Here is an 18,749-nt window from a genome sequence, read left to right as displayed (position 1 = left end):
ATGGTCGCTGCTCCCCGGAGGAGGATCGGCCGCTGCGAGGTGACGTTCAGGCTGGATCTCGAGCGCTGCCTCACACCCGAGCCTCGGATCCTGCGCTTCCGAGCTCAGCAGTGTACCCCGCGCACGTTGGATCAGGGTAAGGAGCCCCATGCCGATCGTTCAGATCAACGACCCGCAACAGTCGGCGCCGACGAGCTGCGGCGTCATCATCTTCCGCGTCGATCTCCAGACGGGCAATGTCGACGGCACCTTTGCCCTCGCCCTCTACGAGGGGGAGCTCGCGCGCGAGATCGGAACCAAGATCAGCGGCCCGACGGGAGATTTCGCGGGCGCGTACTCGGTCACCACCCTGCGCCCCGACGGGACCACGTTCGCCGTGGGCGACATGATCGCCAGGCCGCTCGGCCAGGAGGGCGTCTACCTGGTCCGCTGGGTTCTGCGGCCGGTCGAGCTGGCGCTCGAGGAGCTCGGCTATGTCCCGGGAACGCAGCTCATCTACGAGGCGATAGGGATGAAGCTCAACGGCGGCGCGGCGGTCGCTGTCGCCTGGGACAACAACGTCTTCGCGCGGCGCTGGCCCCAGGGATCCGCGCCGCAATAGAGAGCCCCGGCCTCAGCCAGGCAACGCGACGATGAACGTCGCGCCCTCGCCCTCCTGGCCATCGACCCTGATCGTGCCCCGGTGGGCCTGGACGATGTCGTAGCTCAGCGACAGCCCCAGCCCCGTGCCCTGGCCCGTGGGCTTCGTCGTGAAGAACGGGTGGAAGATCTTGGCCCGCAGCGCCTCGGGGACGCCGACCCCGTTGTCGCGCACCCGGATCTCGACCTCGCGCCCGAGCCGCCGCGTGCTCACCATCAGCGTCGGCACGTACGGCCCGGCCGCCGAGCGCTGCTTCTCTCGCAGCGCGTGGAAGGCGTTCGTCAGGAGGTTCACGAACACCCGCCCGATCTCCTGCGGCACCAGCTCGATCGCGCCCACCGCCTCGTCGTAATCGCGCTCGATGATCACGTTCAGATCGAGCTTCTGCGCGCGCATCCCGTGGTAGGCGAGGCTCACGTATTGATCGAGCAGCCCGTTCAGCCCGACGCGCTGGCGCTCCCCCGTGCCGCCGCTCGCGTGCTGCATCATCCCCCGCACGATCCCGTCGGTGCGCCGCCCGTTCTCGGCGATCTTCTCGGCGCTCTGCTTCAGGCTCACCACCAGATCCTCGATCTCGGCGACCTTGAGATCCCGGTTCGACGCGAGCCCGTCCAGGATCTCGGCGGCGATATCGACGTTCGCCTCGGCGAAGTTGTTGATGAAGTTGAGCGGGTTCTTGATCTCGTGCGCGATGCCCGCGGTGAGCTGCCCGAGCGAGGCCATCTTCTCCGATTGCACGAGCTGGAACTGCGTCGCCTTGAGGTGATGCAGCGCCTCCTCGAGGTCGGCGTTCTTCTTCTGCAGCTCCGCCGTCCGCTCGCCGACCCGCTGCTCGAGCTGCCCGTAGAGCACCGCGTTCTCGATGGACACGGCCACCTGGGCCGAGAGCAGCCGCAAGACCTCGAGCCGCTCCTGCGTGAACGCGCCCGTGGCCAGGTTGTTCTCCAGATAGAGCACGCCGATGAGCTTGCCGTGGTTGAGGAGCGGCATGCACAGGACCGACCGCGTCTGGTTCCGGGTGATGTAGGGGCTCTGGGTGAAATCGCCCTCGTGCGCCGCGTCGGCGAGCACCACGCTCTCGCGGGTCCGCTCCACGTACACGGCGATGCTCTCCGCGAACTGGCCCCCCTCCACGGACGACACGAGATCCAGCTCCGTGACCGCGGGGGCGGCCCGCGGGTCGGCCGGATCCACGCGCGCCTCCACGCTGGGGATGAGCTCCTCGCCCTGCGCGAGCAGCAAGACGCCGCGCTCGGCCCCCGCGTTCTCGATGACGATGGTCATCAGCTTGGTGAGCAGCCGCTCCAGCACGAGCTCGCTGGCGATCGCCTGCGACGCCTTGAGCACGCTGCCCAGATCGAGCACCCGCGACGTCTGCTGCCGGGTGCTCGTGGTGGTGAGCGTCGTCCTGTCGAGGGGCGCCTCGGCCAGCGGCTGCGGCGGGTTGAGCTCCGCGTCGAGCAGCGCCACCTTGCGCCGCGCGCCCCAGAGCTCGAAGCCATAGCGGGCGTCGGCAAGGTAATCCCTGCCGAGCCGCTCCTTTCCGCGCCGGAGCCAGAACCTGCCGTAGAGCTCGCTCGCGAGCGCCTCGTCCTGGAGGAACCCGTGGGCCCTCGCCGAGGTGATGGCGCGCTCGTACAGCTCGATGGCCTCCCCGATCTCGCCCGCGAGCCGCGCGAGCTCGGCCCCGACCAGCGCGTGCATGTGCGAGAACGTCTCGGGGCAGACCTCCGCCCAGCGCCCCAGCTGATCCCGCCTCGCCGCGGCGCCCTCCTGGAAGGCCCTCCTCTCGTCCGCCCCGGCGCCGTCGGCCAGCGCCGCGAGGCAGAGCGCGTGATGAAACTGGTGCTCCGCCGACGCCACGTTGCCGGTGACCGCGGAGATGAGCGCCTCGGCCCTCGTCGCCGCGGCGCGCGCCCCCGCCAGATCGCCGTGCAGGTACAGCGTCTGCGTCTTCAGGATGTGATGGTAACAGAGCGCCATCACGCTCTGGTTCGCCTCGCACGCGGCCAGGTAGTCGGCCTCGGCGGCGGGATCCGGCGCGGCGGCCCCGGCCCTGCCCGAGAGGTCCGCGAGCGCGAGCTCCAGCCCGCGGATGATGTCGATCGCGATCTGGTTCTTGCTCTTCTGGTTGAAGTGCAGAAACTCCGGCAGATCCGCGAGCACCTGCGCGAGGGGCCTGCCCTCGTACAGCTGGTTGAACAGCTTGTAGATGAGGATATAGCCCGCGTACCGCAGCTCCCCGGCCTCGAGCCCCGCCTTGTATCCAGCGTCGTTGACCGCCTGGGCCGCCGGCAGGTGCTTCACCCACGGTAAAAGGAAGTTGCCGAGGGCGAAGCAGCTGTTGCAGACGTCGCCGGGGCTGTTGAACCGCTCGCCGAGCCGCACCGCGAGCACCCCCATCTCGTAGCCAGCGACCGGCTGGCCACGGAACCCCGAGAGCACGATCCCGAAGAACGCGAAGATCGAGCAGGCGCCGGGGGCGAGCCCGTACTGGAGGCTCAAGCCGACCGACTTCGTGACGGTGAGCCCGTAGAGCTGCCGGTCCACGTAGAACGTCGCCGAGAGCACGTTCGAGAGCAGCTTGAGCGCGGCCTTGCCGGCGGGGTCCTCCACGGCGGGCGCCTCCAGCAGCGACTCGAGGGGGCGATCGCCGAGCCGGCGGTCGACGTCCGCGAGCTCCGCCTCGAGCGCCGCGCCGAGATCCCTCTCGGGCAGGTCGATGCCGAGCAGGGCGAGCCCGCGCCGGGCCTCGTCGATGGCCTCCGCGTACCGCCCGACCATGGTGCAATGGCTGACCAGCGCGTCGTACACGCCGGCCTGCTCGAGCGGCGTCCGCGCCTGATCGAGCAGCGCCCGGGCGAGCGCCTCGGCGCGCTCGTGGTTGCCGTTGAGCCCCTCGGCCTCCGCGAGCTCGCGGTGGAGATCCGCGGTGAGATCGTGGTGCTCTCCCCAGGAGCCCTCGGGCAGGAGCGCGAGCCCCGCGGCGAGGTACTCCCGCGCCGCGGCGTAGGCGGTGGAGCTCTTCGCCCGCTTCCCGGCCTCCAGGTTCAGCCGGGCGATCACGAGCCGCTCGACCGGATCCGTGACGAGGCCCCGCCCCTGGTTCAGGTGCGTCGCGAGCTGGAAGATCCGCTCGGCCCGCTCCGGCCCGCTGATCTTCGAGAGGAGCAGCCGCCCGATCCTGAGGTGCACCGCGGGCCGCTCCGCCTCCTCGACGAGCGCATACGCCGCCTGCTGCACCCGGTCGTGCAGGAACCGGTAATGCCGCACGAGCAGCGAGGGATTCGTCGAGTCCTGGACCACCTCGAGCTCCGAGGCCGGCAGCAGGAGCCCCTCCAGCGCCGCCGCGAACAGCGGCTGGGACAGCGCCTCCTCGGATCTGCCCGCCACCAGCGAGAGCGCGCGCAGATCGATCTCGCTGCCCATGCAGGCGCCGAGGCTGAGCGCCTGCTGGGTCGCGGCCGGCAAGCTGCGGATCTTGCCGATCATGAGATCGATGATGCCGTCGGTGACGCCCTTCGCCTCGATCCGGCCGAGGTCCCATTGCCACCGCCCCCGCTGCCGGTCGAAGGCGATGAAGCCTTCCTTGTGCACCGCCTTCAGGAGCTCGCTCACGAACAGCGGGTTGCCCTCGGTCTTGCGCAGGATGAGCTCCGCCAGCGGGCGGACCCGCTCCGGCTCCGCGTGCATGGCCTGGCCGAGCAGCTCCTCCACGTGCTCGCGGCCGAGGGGCCCGAGGTGGATCTCGTGCACCGCCGTCCCGTACGCCCGGATGGCCGCGAGCGTCATCGTGAGCGGGTGAGCCGGCCCCACCTCGTTGTCCCGGTAGGCCCCGATCAGGAAGAGGTGCGCCGGTCGATCCTCCCCGAGCACCCGCTCGAGCAGCCGCAGGCTGGCCGCGTCGGCCCACTGCAGGTCGTCGAGGAAGATCACGAGCGGGTGCTCCCGCTTCGCGAAGACCCGCAGGAAGCGCTCCAGCACCAGGTTGAAGCGGTTCTGCGTCTCCGTCGGCCCGAGCTCGGGCGCGGGCGGCTGCGGCCCGAGGATCGCCTCCACCTCGGGGATCACGTCGAGGATGACCTGCCCGTTCTGGCCGAGCGCGCCGCGCAGCGCCTCCTGCCACCCCGCGAGCCGCGCCTGGCTCTCGCCGAGGATCTGCCGCACCAGCGACCGGAACGCCGCCACCACGGCCGCGTAGGGCGTCGCCCGCTGGAGCTGGTCGTATTTCCCGCCGATGAAGTACCCCCGCCGCCGCGTGATCGGCTCGTACAGCTCGCGCACGAGCGCGCTCTTGCCGATGCCCGAGGAGCCCGTGACGAGCAGCAGCTCGGCCGCGCCTCGCGCCCCCTCGACGGCGCTCTTCGCGCCCTGCGCGACCCGCTCGAAGGTCGAGAGCAGCGCCTCCACCTCGCGCTCCCTGCCGTAGAGCCGCTGGGGGATCTGGAACCGCTCCGGCACGTCGCGCGCCCCGAGGTCGATCGCCCCCACCGCGCCCGTGTCGCGGAGCGCCGCGATGCACGCCGCGAGGTCCGCCTTGATGCCGTACGTGCTCTGGTATCTCGCCTCGGGCGCCTTCTCCAGGAGCCGCATCACCACGTCCGACACCGCCCTCGGCACGCCTCTCGTCCGCGCGTGAGGCGGCGCCGGGAGCCTCGCCAGGTGGCAATGCACGAGCTCCATCGCGTCCTGCGCCGGGAAGGGGAGCGCCCCGGTGAAGAGCTCGTAGAGCGTGACGCCGAGCGAGTAGAAGTCGGTGCGGTAATCGATCGCCCGGTTGGTCCGGCCGGTCTGCTCGGGGGCGATGTACATGAGCGTCCCGTCGAGCACGTCCGGGCTCTTGAGGACTGGGTTCTCCCGCGACAGCACGGTGGAGATGCCAAAGTCGATGATGGCGAGCCGCTCGCGCTCCGCGCTCCAGACGATGTTCGAGGGGTTGATGTCCTTGTGGATGATGCGCTGCTCGTGGAGCTGCCCGAGCGCGTCCACGATGCGGACGGCGATGTCCAGCGCCTCGGCGAGCGGCGGCGTCCCCCGGCGCAGCAGCCTGTCCAGCGACTCCCCGCCGAAGTCCTCGATAGCCATGGTCCAGCCCTGCAGCTCGAGCCCGAGGCCATAGGCCCGCGGGACGCAGGGCAGCTCGAGCCCGCGCTGCATATCGTATTCGCGCTGGAACCAGGCGAGCCGCTCGGGAGACGGGCGGAGAGGCTTCAGGATCTTGAGGATGAGGGGCTCGCCGTCCGCCTTGCGCAGGGCGCGGCAGACGCGGGTGTTGGTGCTGTCGTAGACCTGAGCCTGTATCTCGTACCCGGGCAGGACCATGCTGGATCTAGCCTCGATGCGCCGCGGAGCTGCGGGGCGAGTGGCGGAGGGCGGCGCTCATGGGAGCGGATTGGACCACGGTCCGCGGGACAAAGCCATGTCCCCGCCGGGGCGGCGCGCCTTCGACGCTCGTTCGCTCGTTCGACGCTGCTTCGACCGAAGGCGCGCGCTGCGCCACCTCGCGCCGGAGGTGGCCGCGAGGTGACTCACGTTGACGCCCACATTGCGGTGCTGATAACAAGGACCCTCATGCTCCGCTCAATGGGGGGAAAGGTCCTCGTGCCGTGGATCCTGCTGCTGGGCCTCGGAGGTTGTCCCAAGCCGCCCCCGTGCGCCCCAGTCCAGATCCAGGAGCGGAAGCACCCGTTCATCGCCTTCGATCGCCACGACATCCCCGCCCTCAGGCAGCGGGTCACCCAGGACCCTTACAAGACCTGGATGGACGATGTCCGCCGGGGCCCGCCGGGGCAGGGCCACCCGTGCGCGGCCCCCTCCACGAATACGGACGTAAAAGAATACCAGCTCTCCAACTGCGCGCTGTACGGGGCCCTCTCCTGGGTGATCGAGCAGCGCAGCGACGCGCTGAAGACGGCGCGCGATACGCTGATGAACGCGGGCGACACCAGCACCGGCTGGAACCAGACGCCAGGCGCCTGGTACTGGGGCGGGAGCCTGCTCAACTATGCTTACGCCTACGACCTCGTGCAGCCGGCGCTGAGCGCGGACGACGACGCGGCCATCCGCGACAAGCTCGAGGACGCGCTCGGGAAGACGATGGGGGTGTACGGCGAGTTCAACACAACGTACGTCACCAACTTCCGCTATCGTGTGGGCAGCGGCGCGGCCACGCTGAGCTACGCCCTCGGCGAGCACGACCACGCTTGCACCGTCGAGCGCGATCTCTTCGGCGACGAGCCGGTGGACTCGCTCGTCGCCCTCCGCTCCTACGGCCCCTACATGCAAGCCTGCCTGACCAGGGACGGCACCTACGTCGAGGGCCCGAGCTACCAGGACGACGTGTTCTCGGTGATGCTGCCCTACCTCCAGGCCATGAAGAGGCTCTCCGGCGGGGCTCGCGACGGCCGTGATTACATCAACGCGGTGAACACCCCCGCGGTCTGGGGCGATGACACCCGCATCGCCCGCATGCTCCGCTACGGGGGCGCCCTCTCCATGCCGGACGGCAACGCGGCCACCCTCGAGACCGGCTGGCGCGAGCCCCTGCAGCTGAGCAGCATCGCCGCCAGCGCGCTCAGCGACAAGGAGGGGCGCCGCGACGCGAAGGGCTTCTATGGCTGGCTCAGCGCGAAGGGCAAGGCCGTCGTCAACAACCCGGTCTACAGCATCCTCTATACCGATCCGGACATCGCCAGGGCCGGCGCCGGGGCGCAGGAGCCCAAGGAGCCCACGTACACCTCGCTCGTCACCTCGGACATGACCTCGCTGCGCTCCGGCTGGAGCGCGGACGCGGTTCACCTGCTGATGACGACCGAGCACGAGTACCGCCCGTCCTCGCACAGCCAGCCCGATCAGACGAGCTTCCTCCTGCACGCGAAGGGGCAATACCTGATCATCGATCCGGGCGACGGCCGCAACTACGACCCCGCGGGCAGCTCCCACACCTCGCTGTTCTACTGGGTCAACTTCAGCCCGGAGTCGCACAACCTGGTCACCATCGACAGCTTCAAGGGGATCCGGGATACGTACCAGACGCCCGCGTGGCGCCAGCTCGGCATCTTCAGCGACCTGACCCGGCCCGTGGACGATCCGGCGATCCTGCAGGCCTCCTTCCTGACCGGGGAGCTCGACTCCTCGACGGTCACGATCGACGACTACGTCAACGTGCCCGACGTGTCCACGCGGCGGACGGCGACGCTCGCGCGGAGGAGCTACGTGGTCGTCTTCGACCACATGATCTCCGCAGCCATCGGCTCGGCCCAACCGATGCTCCACTATTACGACACCCACCTCCATTACAGCGGTTGGCTGGGCTGCCGGCCGGGCGCGCCCGCCATCTGCACCGACTACGCCACCTCCAGGCCCACCTCGTCCAGCGCACAGGTGGACTGCGGCGACGTCTGCGGCGAGGTCCGGATGGCCAGCGACCTGGCGGCGGCGGGGGCAGCGACAGGGCTCGCCCCGAGCGAGCCGATGCCTCCGGGCGCTGGCGGCGGCGCTCCGTCGTCCGCTCCCACGGCGGGCCGGCTGGCGTGGGCGACGCGGACCGACGACGGGAAGCGCGATCTCGAGCTCGACGTTGTCTACGTCCCACGACCCGACGCCTTCTCGGTGAATCGAAGCGGCTTCACCAACTTCTTCCCGAACATGACCTTCCGGCACCCGTTCTCGGTGGCGCGCTACATCGCCTCCAGCACGCAATGGCTGACCGTGCTCTACCCGCGCGACCTCACCGCCGGCGAGCCGAAGCCGGCGATCGAGGCGCTCAAGGTGAGCGGCGGGAGCGGCTCGGCCGCGCTCGTCTCCATCGCGGAGCAGGACACGCAGGATCTCGCGCTGGTCTCCGACGGCGCGCAGCCGGTGGAGGTGGGCGACGCTTCTCGCGTGCCCGCCGTGCCCGCCGCGAAGCTGCAGGGCCGCAGCGCGCTGCTGCTCCTGCGCCACAGGGCGCTCGAGCGCGCCCAGGTCGACGCCGGCACCTCGCTGAGCGTCGGCGGTCGCGCCCTGCTGCTCGCCGCCTCGCCCGTGTCCGCGTCGCTCCGGCCCGAGGGCCCCGGCCTCGCCGCGGAGCTGGTGCTCTCGAGCGCGGCGCAGGTCGGCCTCGCCGTCTCGCGCCAGGACGCGCAGCTCTACCTCGACGGCAAGCCCGCGCCGACGCGCTACGACGCTGCCAGCGGCACGGCCTCGACGAGCGTGCCCCAGGGCCGCCACCGCCTCACGGCGCGCTGAGGCGCTTCGAGCCGGCGCCGGCGCGGCGCGACCTCATCGCATGGTGGTCGTCGAGTGGACGCCGATGGTCGGCTCGCAGCCTGCGACGAACTCGGCCGGAGCGCGCTTCACCAGGTTGAAGACGCTCACGGGGGGGGCTCCCGGCAGCAGGCTCCGCGCGCCGACCTCTTCGAAATCGAAGAGCTGCTGCGCGGCCTCGCGGACCGTCGCTTCAACGAGGATCTCCCCGGGCCGCGACGCCCTGGCGAGGTGCGCGGCGGCGTTGACCACCTCACCGAGCACCGTGTAGTCGAGCCGGCCGTACGCCTGGGATCCGACGCTGCCGGAGAGGACCTGCCCCGTGGAGAGCCCGATGCAGATCCCCTGCGTGTACGGCGAGCCCTCGCCGGCACGGCGCGCCACCGCCGCCATCTGCGCGCGGACGGCCACGCACGCGCTGAGCGCCCGGGACAGGTGATCCGGCCCCTGGAACACCGTCATCACCGCGTCGCCGAGGAACTTGTCCACGATCCCCCCCTTGGCGACGAGCTCCGGGACGATCACCTCGAAATTCGCCCTGAGCAACCGCATGGCCTCGCCGGGCAGCCTCTCCCTGGTGACGGGCGTGAACTGGAAGATGTCGATGAACGCCACCGTGGCCATGACCGCCTCGCTCGCGAGCGCGATCGCGGGGCCCATCTCCCGGATCCGCTCGATCAACGCCGCGCTCGTGAACTGACGGAGGATCTTGTTCTCCTCGTCCGAGCGGGCGTTCCTCCGCAGCTCCGCGACGTGCTTGATCGTCTTGTCGATGGTCGCCTCGAGATCGCCCCGCTGGATCGGCTTGAGCAGGAAATCGAACGCGCCCTGGTTCATCGCGCTCCGGATGTTCCCCATGTCGCCGTAGGCGGACATCATCACCGTCCTCGCAAAGGGGCTCACCTCAGGGACGCGCCCGAGGAACGTGAGCCCATCCATCACGGGCATGTTGATATCGGTGACGACGACGTCGATGTCGGGGTGGCGCCGGAGCTCGTCGAGGGCGTTCTCACCGTTGTCAGCGAAGATGAACTCGTAGACCCGGTCGCGGATCTTCTGCCGGAAGAGCAGCTTCATCATGAGCGCCACGTCCGGCTCGTCGTCGGCGATGAGGATCTTGGCGGGGCCCCCGCTGGCCTCGATCACCGCCGCGAACGCCGCCACGAAATCGGCCGCGGACTGGAACCGCTGCGCCGGGTCCTTCGCCAGCGCGTGCTCGAAGAAGCCGTCGAAGCCGGGCAGCAGGCCCGGCACGAGGCTCGACGGCGGCGGAAACGGATCGGTGCAGATGCTGATGAGCAGCTCCCCGATCCCGCTCGCCGCGAACGGGAGCCGGCCCGTGAGGGCCCTGTAGGTGATGACGCCGAGCGACCAGAGATCGCTCAGGTGATCCGGCACGACGGCGCGCACCTGCTCGGGGCTTATGTACGATGGCGTACCGACGACCCTGCCGAACGATCCCTGCTGTTCCTCGTCCGACTCGAAGACCGTCCACACCACGCCGAAATCGAGGAGCTTCACGCATTCTCCTGGCTCCTTCCGCGCCAGGAAGACATTCGCCGGCTTGAGATCGCGGTGGATGATCCCCGCGGAGCTCGCCACCTGCAGGCCAATGGCGATCTGCCGGAGCAGGGCGAGCGTCGCCGACGGCGAGAGCTGCCGCTCCCGGGTGAGCCTGGCCTCGAGGTCCTCCCCTTCGAGCAGCTCCATGACGATGTAAGGGCAATCTTCGTCGATACCGTAGTCGTGTATCTGGATGATGTGCTCGTTGCGTAGCCGCGCGATCGCCGTCGCCTCTCGCTCGAACCGGCGTCGCGCCGGGTCGGAGCTGACATGCTCGGGCGTCATCACCTTGAGCGCCACGGGACGCCGGAGCACCTGATCGAACGCCTCCCAGATGACGCCCATCCCGCCGCGTCCGATCTCTCGTCTCAGCGCGTACTTCCGCGCGATCGTGCGATTCAGCATGGTGAGCGCAGTGTAGCGAGCTCCCAGCGCGCTTGCTCAGGTTCGAGACGCGGGGGCCCGTCGACAGCAGCCCTGCATCAGCGAGGAGAGGGCCGCTTCACACCCAGGACCTTCATGCGGTAGGACAGCGTGCGCACCGGTATCCCCAGCCGCCGCGCGGCCTCGGTCCGGTTCCAGCCCGCGGTTTCGAGCATGTCCTGGAGCAGCTTGGCCTCGTACTGCTGCACCTTCCCCCGGACCAGCCCGCCCTCGGGGGGCGCCTCCTTCGGGGCCGACGGCGTGGGGCAGAACACGGCCACGTCGGGCGGAGCGCGGCCGAGCTCCGCGTCCTTCCCCAGGTCCGCGGGGCGCTCGGACTCGCCGCGCGCCGCCGCCGCGCGCACCCTCGGGGGCAGATCCTCCAGGCCGACGAGCGCGCCGGGCGTGACCACCACCGCGCGCTCGATCACGTTGCGCAGCTCGCGCACGTTGCCAGGCCACGCGTACGCGCAGAGCAGGGCGAGCGCCTCGGGGGTGATGCCCTCGACGCGTCGTCCGTTGGCCGCGCTGGCCGCGCGCAGGAAATGCCGCGCGAGCGGCTCGATCTCGTCCTTTCGATCGCGCAGCGGCGGGATGTCGATGACGACGCCGCCCAGCCGGTAATACAGATCGGCCCGGAACGCGCCCGACGCGGCCATCGCCTCGAGATCCCGGTGGGTCGCCGCGACGACGCGCACGTCGACCTCGATCTCGCGGCTCGAGCCGACGCGGCTGAACGACCCCGACTCGAGCACGCGGAGCAGCGCGGCCTGGGCCGGCGGCGGCAGCTCGCCGATCTCGTCCAGGAACACCGTGCCGCCGTCGGCCTCCTCGAACACGCCCTTCTGCTGCTGCAGCGCGCCGGTGAACGCCCCGCGCTCGTGGCCGAACAAGGTGCTCTCCACGAGGTCCTTCGGGATCGCCCCGCAGTTGACGCGCACCACGCGCCGCCCCTTGCGCGGGCCGCCCTCGTGGATCATCCGCGCGACGACCTCCTTGCCGGTCCCCGTCTCGCCGTGAAGGATGACAGGGATGCGCGAGGCGCCCACGCGCCTCACCGTCTCGATGACCTCGCGCATCTGCTGGCCGGCGATGATCCCCCCTTCCTCCGGCTCCTCGCGCGCGAGCACCGAGGTCGCGGCCGGGCCGCACGCCACCGGGCGCTCGGGCGAGGCGTGGCGGGCAGCCTCGCGCGCGGCCGCGAAGACCTCGTCCGCGGTGCTTCCGGCGTCCGGGTAGAGGGCGAGGCCGACGAGGAGCCGGGCGTCGCTGCCGACGAAGGAGGCTGCGATGGCCTGCGCGGCGCGGTGCGCCTCCTCGGCGCCGGCCTCGGGCAGGAGCACGTGGGCAGCGCAGGTGCCGTAGAGCGCCACACGATGGACGGGCTGAAGACAGGCGCGCACGGCGTTGATCCAGCCCTCCGCCGTCACCGCCGCGCTCATGCGCACGTGGAGCAGGGCGAACGGACGGCGAAAATGTCGGGCGCGCGTCAGCTCGTCCTCGACGCGGCGCAAGAGCTTTTCCTCTCCCTCGAGATCGAGGGACTCGCCCGCGGCGCCGAACGCCTGAACCCGCAGCGCGACGCTGCCGAGCACGACCTCATCCCCTATCGCGATCCCGGCGCGGGCGACGCGGCGGCCGTCGAGGAACGTGCCGTTCTTGGATCCCAGGTCATCGACCCACACCCGCCCGCGCGAGAGGAGGAAGCGGGCGTGCTCCCGCGACAGGGTCCGATCGTCGATGCAGAGCGCGGCGGGCGCGGCGCGCCCCACGACAAGCGGCGTGTCGGGCGAGAGCAATCGTCTCTCCGTCTTTCCGGCGTGATGCCAGACGAGCGCGATGCCCAGCGTCGCGGTCTGCTGAATGGCAGAGATCGACCTCCCCGCCAGGGTCCAGGTCTTCGCCGCGTCGTCCTGCACCGACTTGCCTGACCGCATGCACTCCGCCTCGCTGGTCTCTATATCAGGCTCTTTCGGAAGGTCCAAGAGCCACCACGGACCTCGCCGCTCATGAGTCTCCGCCGCGCTGCGCGGCGCTGCGCCGCTCTGCTCTGCTCTGCTCTGCTCTGCTCTGCTCCTGTTTGTGTCGCCAGATCGCCGCGGGCGGGCGGTCCACTTCCACTTCCATGTTCCATTTCCATTGCGCGCCAACGTTTGCCGACGCGCCCGGTCATGTCCGGTGGGCCTCGGCCCAATAGCTCCAGCCGGCTCACGTGCCGGGCGGAGCGACGATCTGGACGAAGGCCGCGGTAGCCGGGAGGACACCGCTGTTACGTTCGGCCCATCCTTGCCGGCAAACTCTTGCCGGGCAACTCGCGACGGCGATCTCTTGCGGGCAAGGTCTTGCCGAGGCGGCCATGGGCGGGCGCGCCGCGCCCCCGGAAACGCACGGGTGCCGCTCGCATTCTGCCTGCTGACGTGGAGCGCCGAGCGCTTCCGAGGAGGGCGCGCCCTGGTGGCACGCAGGCTGCAAACAACCGAAATCAGAATCGGACGGGCGGCGAACATCGCGACCCAAGACATCAATCAGACAGACCACTCCAGGAGCCGACCATGAACACGAAACACATCCTCTCCGCACTCTTCACCTCCAGCGCTTTCGGCATCCTGCTCATCGCGGGTTGCAGCGTGCCGATGGACGAAGGCGACTCCGAACAGGCGTTCGCCGACGACGAGACCGTCGAGGAGGCGTCGCAGGCGCTCGGCCCTGCGTGCGTCGCCAAGAACCTCGCGCTGGAGGCCGGCCCGATCTGGAACACCACCGATGCCCAGACCAAGTGCCCGAACGTCTGCAATCCCCAGAACATGAACTGGAACGGGCAGTGGTGGACCACCGTTCCGGGCGCGATGTCCGTATGCGAGTGCAGCCCGCGCCCTGCCGCCGTCGTGCAGGCCGGCCCCATCTGGAGCAACACCCACGCTCAGACGCAGTGTCCGACTACCTGCGCCGCGTTCAGCAGCGCGACGAAGTGGGACGGGCAATGGTGGACGACGGTCCCGGGCCAGATGTCCGTCTGCGAGTGCGCAACCACCCCGCCGGCCACGGTGTCGCTCGAGGCCGGGCCCATCTGGAGCAGCGCCGACGCCCCGAGCAAGTGCCCGGCCGCCTGCGGCACGAGCCGCGCCTGGAATGGGCAGTGGAGCACGACCGTCTCGGGCCAGATGTCTGTCTGCGGCTGCGCTTGCACGCCCTGACGTCACGACGACCCGCTCGTGAGCGCGCCACCGCGCTCACCTCCGGGTCACACGGGCCTCCAGGTCGCGCACCCGCGCCTCGAGCTCGCGGACCCGCGCCTCGGCGGCGGCGCGGGCGCGCTGCTCGGCGACGCGGGCGCGCTGCTCCAGGGCGCGCGCCTCGCCCTCGGCCCGGAGGGCCTCTTCCTCGGCTGGCACGAGATCCGTCGCGCGGGAGCTCCGCGCGACGCGCAATGTCGGGTGCGGGCCGTCTTTCAGCACGACGAGGTGCGCGTCGAGCGCCTCGATCCAGACGGGATCGCCGCTTCCGTGGACCCGCAGGTAGGTGCCGTCCGCGTCTCGCCGGTACAGCTGGAGAGGCACCCGCTCCTCCGCGAGCGGCGCGCGGGCGGCAGCCGCCTCGGGATCGAAGAGCAGGAGCTCGGGACAGCCGAGCTGCCAGTACTTCGCCGGCGCATCCTCGTAGATACGGCGCCAGTCGCCCGAGACCACCTCCAGCGCGAACCGCGGCGGACGATGGCCGGGCAGCCAGGTCTGCCACTGCCGCGGGACGGGCGGCAACGGGCGGTGATCGAGGACGTAGAGGTCCGGCAGGACGCGCACGAGCGGCTCGCCCCGCACCCACGCGAAGAGTTGCCCGGTGCCAGCGTACCAGTCGGCCCAGCCACGCTCGCGCGCAAGCTGGGCGACCACCGACAGCAACAGGCGGACGATCTCGGACCGCTCGACCTTGTCAGGACGCTCCGCGTCATCGGGCAGATACCAGCCGGACCAGTCGATCGCGGCGCCGGCCTCTTCAGGCGACAGATCGCGGAGCACGAGCGCGCGGGGAGAACGCCGAGGGGTAAGGGGGAACCCGATGCGATTCGGCGATGCCACGCGAGGAAATTAGCACCCCGACAGGCCCCGCGGGGCGCCGAATTTCAACGAGCACTGCCCGGCCTTCGCGCCCGACGACAAGCGGATCGCGTTCAACAGGACGCCTGGTCCGGGGGAGATGTACCATCATCCCAACTCCGGGTTTCACGTCATCCCCGCGGCCGGCGGCGCACCGACGCGGCTCGCGGCCAACGACCCGCCCGCTTGCCTCGGGTCACGAGCCCTGGAATCCACGACAGCTGCCCTCGAGGGTCGCCCGAGGCCACCACCGTCGACGTCAAGACCTGTTGCTGGGTCATCTTCTCGTCGTCGCGCGACGGCTACGCTCCGATCCCGCACTGACGGAAACCAACCGTCATACCATCTGTTTGGCACACGTGTGCCAAACGGCCTGCGGCCAGTGCTTGCATGTCGTGCTCTCCGCTGCGCGGCAGGAGCAGCGCGCGGGCGAAGCGCGGTGAACCAAGCGAGCGGGCGGCTGGCGCGGGCCTTGCGAACGCAGCAGGCACCATGCGAACCCACCGCACCCATTCCTCCCTTTGGTTACTCCTGGCAACAGGCCTCCTCGCCGCCGGATGCGAGACGGCGTCCGCGCCTGTCGACCAGGTCGGCTCTCAGCGCGCTGCGCTCCACCGGGCTCAGTCCTGCGGCGACCTCGAAGCGCTGCTGAAGCAGGACGCGCTCGCCAAGATGAACGCCCAGATCGACGCCACGATCGCGAGCTACTCGGCGTACGGCTACCCCCGCGGCGGCGTCGTCGGCGGCGTCGACAACGGCAGCGTCGGCGCCCCCGGAGGGGCCGAGGACCCCACGGACCTACCCGCCCCGGTACCACCCAGCGCAGACGGCGGGGAAACCGGCCAGGAGACGTCGGGAGACGACAGCGGCAGCGGCGCCGACCCTGCCCACTCCGAGACGAACACCCAGGTCGCCGGCGTCGATGAGGCGGATATCATCAAGACCGACGGCAACAACATCTATGTGCTCCACGGCCAGAGCTTCTACACGCTGACGGCGCGGCCGGCGTCTTCGCTGGCGGTGGGCAGCTCGCTCGAGATCGAGGGGTCGCCCCACGAGATGTTCGTGGCAGACGACAAGGTCGTCGTCTATTCGTCGGTCAACGGGGCCGCGATCTACGAGCATGCGGGCGTCACGCCGCGGCCGGGGTACTACGACTACCTGCTCGTCGACACCATGGTCGGCGGCGGTGGCGTCATGCCGACGCCTGGAGCCCCCAGCGCGCCGAGCAGCAACCCGGGGACCCCCGCCGACGGCGGAGACGCGAAGCCGCTGCCGCCGGACGACGCCGAGCCACCGCCCGACGGCGGCACGCCTTCGTCCGACGACGCGCCCCCCGACGCCGAGGCGCCGTCCAGCGGCGACGCGCCAGCGCCCCCGCCGCCGGACGGCGGGGCCGCTGAGCCGCCGCCCATCATCGGCGACCCCGGCTCGGGCGGCGTCTGGGCCCCGCTCACGAAGGTGACCGTCCTGAGCCTCGCCGGCGGCGCCCCCAGCGTGGTCAAGGAGCTCTACTTCGAGGGAGGCTACACCTCGGCGCGGCGCACCGGCCCGAACGTGCGCACGGTGCTGACCGGCGGCGCCCACGGCCCCGCGCTCCCCTACTGGCCCTCTGGCCTGACCGAGTATCCCGAGACCGCCGAAGCGTGGACCGCGGCGTTCGAGCAGCTCCGCGCCGAGAACGCGGCGATCATCGAGGACGCCCCGCTCTCGACGTGGCTGCCGTACCGCTTCGAGAAGCAGGGAGAGGCCGTGGAGCTGCTCGACGCGAGCTGCTCGGACTTCTATGTTCCGGAGGCCGGCACGACGTCGTACGGCCTGACGCAGATCGAGTCGATCGACCTCGCCGACCTCGCCGCAACGCCGGAGTCGACGTCGATCGTCGGCGCGACGGACACCGTGTACGCGAGCCACGACGCCCTCTACGTCGCCGCGCGGTCCTGGGAGCATCAGGCGGCGCCCGGCGAGGTGTTCGTCGGCACGAACGTCACCCATCTGCACAAGTTCGATCTGATCGCCGACCCGAGCCAGCCCGGGTACGTCGCGTCGGGCTCGGTGCCCGGCCACATCATCAACCAGTTCTCGCTCGATGAGCACGACGGCAAGCTCCGCGTCTCGACGACCTCGCAGGTGCCGGCGGAGCCCAGGTGGACGACAAGCAACAACGTGTTCGTCCTCGAGGCGCAAGGGACCGATCTCGAGCAGATCGGCGCCGTCACCGATCTGGCCCCCGGCGAGACCATCCAGTCCACCCGGTTCGTCGGCGATCGCGGCTATGTCGTGACGTTCCGCCGGGTCGATCCGCTGTTCGTTATCGATCTCGCGGACCCGGCGTCCCCCTCTGTCGCGGGTGAGCTCAAGATCCCCGGCTTCAGCGAGTACATGCACCCGCTCGACGACGGACACCTCCTGACGATCGGCAGGGATGGCGAGGAGGACGGCACGGTGACCGGGCTCGCTCTCCAGATCTTCGACGTCACGAACGCGTCGGCGCCCGCGCTCCTGCACAAGGAGGCGCTCGACGGGGCGAAGTACATGCACTCCGAGGCCGAGTACAACCACAAGGCGTTCACGTACTATGGCGAGCTCGGCGTGCTCGCCTTCCCGCTCGTGAGCTTCGACGGGGAGACGGGCGCGATGTCGAGCACGCTCGAGCTGTTCAACGTCGATATCGAGGACGGGTTCAGCCGGCTCGGCGCGGTCGACCACAGCGGCTTCTTCAGCAGCGTGCCGTCGGGGTGCTACTACGGCGGGGCCGCCGTGCAGCGCGGCCTGTTCATCGAGGACTACGTCTACTCGTACTCCCAGGGCGGCGTGCTCGTGAACGCGCTCGACGACCTCGAGACGCCGGTGGCGTCGCTGCCCCTGCCCACCCCGGACTCGGTCGGATACGCGTGCGCCGGCGTCGGCGGCGGCGTCACGGAGCCCGCGCCGGCGCCCGAGCCGGCTCCCACCCCCGAGGAGTAGCGCCGAACAGGCAGCGATCGGCCGCAGCGCCGCCGCCCCGTCCGGGCCGGCGGCGCTGCGCCGCTCAGGCGCCCGGCCGCGGCGCCTCCCACGGGTGATCCGGGTAGAACTCCTTCATGAGCCGCGCGGTGTACGCGGTGAGGTTCGCGAACCCCTCGGCCCTGCGCCGCAGCGGCGAGTCGAAGAACGGCGTGAGGAGGCCCGCCAGCGCCGCGAAGGCCGTCGCGTCGACGCCCGCCGGGCGCGCTCCGAAGAGGTACGGCTTGTCCCCGAGCAGCGCGGAGAGCGCGGCCAGCGAGCGCGCGCCGAGCTCGACGACCTCGTCGTTCGCGTGGCGCGCCACGCCGACCGCGCGGAGCGCCTCCCGGACGCGCGCGACGAGCTCCTCGCGCAGCTTCGGGCGCGCCTCCTCCGGCGCGCCGTTGAGGAAATTCGCCGGGCCCTTCGCGAAGTTCTCCGGGATGAGCCAGCGGGAGTACACCATGGTCGGCGTGAGGCTGTTCTCGATCATGCGCTCGATGGCCCACGCCTCGGCGCGCTGCCGGGCGTCGAGGCCGGCGTCGAGATCCTTGCCGTGCTTCTTCTCGAGGTGCTCGCGGATGAAGTGCGAGTCGGCGATGCGCGCGCCGCCGTCGTCGATGAAGGGGAGCTGCCCCTTCGGCGACTGATCGGGCCGGGCGCGCTCCTTCGTGTAGGGGAGGCCCAGCAGCTTGAGCTGGACCTCGGTCTTGGTCACGTAGGGGCTGGCGTCCGGCAAGCCGAACATGGGGCCGAAGCTGTGGAGCGTGATCATGTGCAATCTCCGAGCAGTTGTGGGT

Annotated in this window: 9 protein-coding genes; 4 read left to right on the top strand and 5 right to left on the bottom strand. The window is 70.5% G+C overall.

The window, feature by feature from the left end; all coding sequences use genetic code 11:
* Positions 1-148 precede the first annotated feature (148 nt).
* A complete protein-coding gene (locus tag WMF29_RS46750; protein ID WP_437326500.1) occupies positions 149-601 on the top strand; it encodes a hypothetical protein in 453 nt (150 codons plus the stop codon).
* A gap of 12 nt (positions 602-613) precedes the next feature.
* On the opposite strand, the gene WMF29_RS46745 is transcribed toward WMF29_RS46750, so the two are convergent.
* Entirely contained in the window at positions 614-5,962 is a 5,349-nt protein-coding gene (locus WMF29_RS46745; protein ID WP_437326499.1) for an AAA family ATPase, read from the bottom strand.
* Between the two features lie 249 nt (positions 5,963-6,211).
* Here WMF29_RS46745 and WMF29_RS46740 point away from each other — a divergent pair, with 249 nt between their 5' ends.
* Positions 6,212-8,869, top strand: a complete 2,658-nt coding sequence (locus tag WMF29_RS46740) for a hypothetical protein (RefSeq protein ID WP_437326498.1) — start codon at positions 6,212-6,214, stop codon at positions 8,867-8,869.
* A 33-nt stretch (positions 8,870-8,902) separates the two neighbouring features.
* Here the strand turns inward: WMF29_RS46740 and WMF29_RS46735 are convergent, their stop codons facing one another.
* Together WMF29_RS46735 and WMF29_RS46730 are read right to left on the bottom strand one after the other, a co-directional pair.
* Positions 8,903-10,855, bottom strand: a complete 1,953-nt coding sequence (locus tag WMF29_RS46735; protein WP_437326497.1) for a protein kinase domain-containing protein — start codon at positions 10,853-10,855, stop codon at positions 8,903-8,905.
* Between the two features lie 77 nt (positions 10,856-10,932).
* Positions 10,933-12,810, bottom strand: a complete 1,878-nt coding sequence (locus tag WMF29_RS46730) for a sigma 54-interacting transcriptional regulator (RefSeq protein WP_437326496.1) — start codon at positions 12,808-12,810, stop codon at positions 10,933-10,935.
* Between the two features lie 615 nt (positions 12,811-13,425).
* On the opposite strand from WMF29_RS46730, the gene WMF29_RS46725 reads away from it, so the two are divergent.
* Entirely contained in the window at positions 13,426-14,067 is a 642-nt protein-coding gene (locus tag WMF29_RS46725; protein WP_437326495.1) for a mannan-binding protein, read from the top strand.
* Positions 14,068-14,103: 36 nt separating this feature from the next.
* On the opposite strand, the gene WMF29_RS46720 is transcribed toward WMF29_RS46725, so the two are convergent.
* Positions 14,104-14,946, bottom strand: a complete 843-nt coding sequence (locus tag WMF29_RS46720; protein WP_437326494.1) for a Uma2 family endonuclease — start codon at positions 14,944-14,946, stop codon at positions 14,104-14,106.
* Positions 14,947-15,456: 510 nt separating this feature from the next.
* Here WMF29_RS46720 and WMF29_RS46715 point away from each other — a divergent pair.
* Entirely contained in the window at positions 15,457-17,931 is a 2,475-nt protein-coding gene (locus WMF29_RS46715) for a beta-propeller domain-containing protein (RefSeq protein ID WP_437326493.1), read from the top strand.
* Between the two features lie 64 nt (positions 17,932-17,995).
* On the opposite strand, the gene WMF29_RS46710 is transcribed toward WMF29_RS46715, so the two are convergent.
* The gene (locus WMF29_RS46710) at positions 17,996-18,724 is read right to left on the bottom strand and encodes a glutathione S-transferase family protein (RefSeq protein WP_437326492.1); all 729 of its coding nucleotides are present in this window, start codon (positions 18,722-18,724) and stop codon (positions 17,996-17,998) included.
* Positions 18,725-18,749: the final 25 nt, after the last annotated feature.

Source organism: Sorangium sp. So ce381, from assembly GCF_051473845.1.
Classification (GTDB): domain Bacteria; phylum Myxococcota_A; class Polyangia; order Polyangiales; family Polyangiaceae; genus Sorangium; species Sorangium atrum.
Note: the sequence above shows the minus strand (reverse complement) of the source record. Positions and strands in the feature narration are given on the sequence as shown.